Source organism: Roseisolibacter sp. H3M3-2 (assembly GCF_029211165.1).
GTDB lineage: Bacteria > Gemmatimonadota > Gemmatimonadetes > Gemmatimonadales > Gemmatimonadaceae > Roseisolibacter.
Window position 1 is genome coordinate 1 of the sequence record NZ_JARGEK010000546.1, and the last position, 2392, is coordinate 2392.

3 protein-coding genes are annotated in these 2392 nt (G+C 78.3%); 1 reads left to right on the top strand and 2 read right to left on the bottom strand.

Features of this window, described 5'->3' with window-relative positions; genetic code table 11:
* Positions 1-227: 227 nt before the first annotated feature.
* Positions 228-1421: a glycosyltransferase gene (locus PYV61_RS24265; RefSeq protein WP_275836453.1), complete on the bottom strand. Its 1194-nt coding sequence runs from the start codon at positions 1419-1421 to the stop codon at positions 228-230.
* A gap of 67 nt (positions 1422-1488) precedes the next feature.
* Positions 1489-1767 carry a hypothetical protein gene (locus PYV61_RS24270; protein WP_275836454.1) on the bottom strand — a complete coding sequence of 93 codons (279 nt, stop codon included), beginning with the start codon at positions 1765-1767 and terminating at the stop codon, positions 1489-1491.
* Positions 1768-1863: 96 nt separating this feature from the next.
* On the opposite strand from PYV61_RS24270, the gene PYV61_RS24275 reads away from it, so the two are divergent.
* Positions 1864-2392: LD-carboxypeptidase (locus PYV61_RS24275; protein WP_275836455.1), on the top strand; the 529-nt coding region annotated here is incomplete at its 3' end.

The following is a 2392-nucleotide window of genomic DNA, read 5'->3' on the forward strand; positions in this document are numbered from 1 at the left end:
CGTGCAGGTGGCGTCGTCGACGCCGAGGGCGCGGCGGGTGGCGCGGGGGACGGCGAGGGCCGGGCCGGCGCACCCCGCGGCGCGCGCCAGGGGGCGCAGCGCGTCGAGGGTGCGGGCGTCGGCGAGGAGTCGGGCGGCGTGGGGAATTCGCACGCCGCGAGTGTGCACGCGGCGCGCGGGACGGGCCGCGTCGCGGGAGCGCGCGGCGGCGCGCCGTTACGCAGGCGTCAGGCGGCGCCGGAGGCGGAGACGTACTCGCGGCCGCGCCACTCGACGCGGCGGCCGCGCGCGATGGCCTGGAGCGAGATCGTCAAGTACGTGCCGGCGCCGAGCGGGAAGGCGAGGGCCCAGAGCGGGGAGAGGCCGGCGCGGCGGTAGGTCGCGGCCCAGAAGAGCAGCGTGGCGGCGACGGAGATGAAGGCGGCGCGGATGATCGTGACGTCGTGCAGCCAGCCGGCGCGTGCGGCGAGGAGGATGCCGAGCGGGTAGAGCTGGAGCAGCGCGGGGAGCAGGAGCAGGAGGGGGAAGATCCATTGGCCGAGGCGGCCGAGCGGCATCGCCTCGCGCCCGCCGGCGAAGACGTTCTTGCGCCAGCCGACGACCAGCTCGCGCAGCGAGGTGTACATGCGGGTCGAGAGCTGCGCCTCGCCGAGCAGGAGGTGCACCGACAGCCCCGCCTCGTGCGTGCGCTGGGCCATCTTCAGGTCCTCGGCGACCGCGTCGCGGACGGCGCCGTGGCCGCCGACGCGGTCGTAGGCGGCGCGCGTCATCAGCAGGCACTGCCCGTTGGCGATCTTGTCGACCGCGTTGCGGGAGCGGGAGACGCGCTCGGTGCCGCCGAAGCGGCCGGCGATCACCGCGAACACCTGGGGCTGCACCACCTTCTCCCAGAAGGTGTCCATCTCCTGGCGGCCGGCGACCGAGAGCAGGTCGGCGCGGCGGTCGTGGATCGCGCGCAGCGCGCGCGGGAGGAGGTCGGGCGCGTGCGCGGTGTCGGCGTCGGCGAAGCACAGCACGTCGCCGCGCGCGGCGGCGGCGCCGGTGGCGCAGGCCCACTGCTTCCCCATCCAGCCGGCGGGGAGGGGCGGGCTGTCGAGGATGCGGAGGCGCGGGTCGCCGGCGGCGGCCGCGCGCGCGACGTCTGCCGTGCCGTCGGTGGAATGGTCGTCGACGACCAGCAGCTCGAGGTGCGGCCAGCGCGTGGCGAGCACCGACGCGACGCAGCGGCCGACGTTGCGGGCCTCGTCGCGCGCCGGCACGACCACCGAGACCAGCGGGGCGTGCGCCGGGAGCGCCGCCGGGTAGTCGTCGAGCGAGCGCGAGTCGCGGCCGCGCCACCAGACCACGAGCGGCCCGGCGAGCCAGGGGAACGCGTCGCCGGCGGCGGCGAGCCAGGGGAGCAGGGCGGCGGGATCGGGCACGCGGGAAGGTACCGGAACGCCGGCGCGCCCGGGCCGGAGCGGCCGGGCGCGCCCGCGCTCGGGGCGACTAGCGGCGGGAGGCGCCCGAGTCGTCGTCGCGGCTGCCGACGGTGCCGCCGGTGAAGCCGGTGTCGTTGCCGTAGCCGCCCTGCCCCTCGCGGTCGCTCTGCCCCTCGCGGCCGCGCTCGCCCGCGCCGCCGACTTCGTCCGCGCCGCCGCCGGCGTTGCTGGTGGGGGCGCCCTCCATCCCGTCGCCCTGATTGCGGGCGGGGGGCTGCTGGTTCGGGTCGCGCTGGCTCGGGTCGCGCACCTCGCGCGCCGACTCCGACTGCTCTCGCTCGGCCATGCTCTCTGCCTCCGTGGATGTGTGCGGCCGAGGGAGGCATGGCGCGTACCGCCGGGCGCGTTGTGTCGCGGCGCGCGCCCCTCTACGTTCGCGCGCATGGCCGCCGTCCTCCTCCCCCCGGCGCTCGCGCCCGGCGCGCGCGTCGCGCTCGTCTCCCCCGCCGGCCCGCTGCGCGGGGCGGAGGACGTGGAGCGCGCGGTGGCGACCGCGCGGCGGCTGGGGTGGGAGCCCGCGGTCGGCCCGCACGCGCTGGGGCACCGCGACTACTTCGCGGGGAGCGACGCCGAGCGGGCGGCCGACGTGAACGCCGCGCTGCGCGACCCGGCGGTGGACGCGGTCTGGTGCCTGCGCGGCGGGTACGGCGCGATGCGCCTCCTGCCCGCGCTCGACTGGGACGCGCTGCGGGCGCGCCCGCGCGCGCTGATCGGCTACTCCGACGTCACCGCGCTGCACTGCGCCGCGGCCGCCGAGGTGCCGGGGCTCGTGACCTTCCACGGGCCGTCGGCGCTCGCGCCGCTGCCGCCGTTCTCGGAGCGGTCGCGGCTGGCGGCGGTGCTGCGCGACCGCGAGACGTGCGGCGCCGCGCTTCGACGGCGCGATCGCCGTGTTCGAGGACGTCAACGAG

Excerpts from the sequence above, each read along its gene's own strand:
- PYV61_RS24270 (WP_275836454.1), bottom strand. The coding sequence starts at position 1,767 with ATGGCCGAGCGAGAGCAGTCGGAGTCGGCGCGCGAGGTGCGCGACCCG.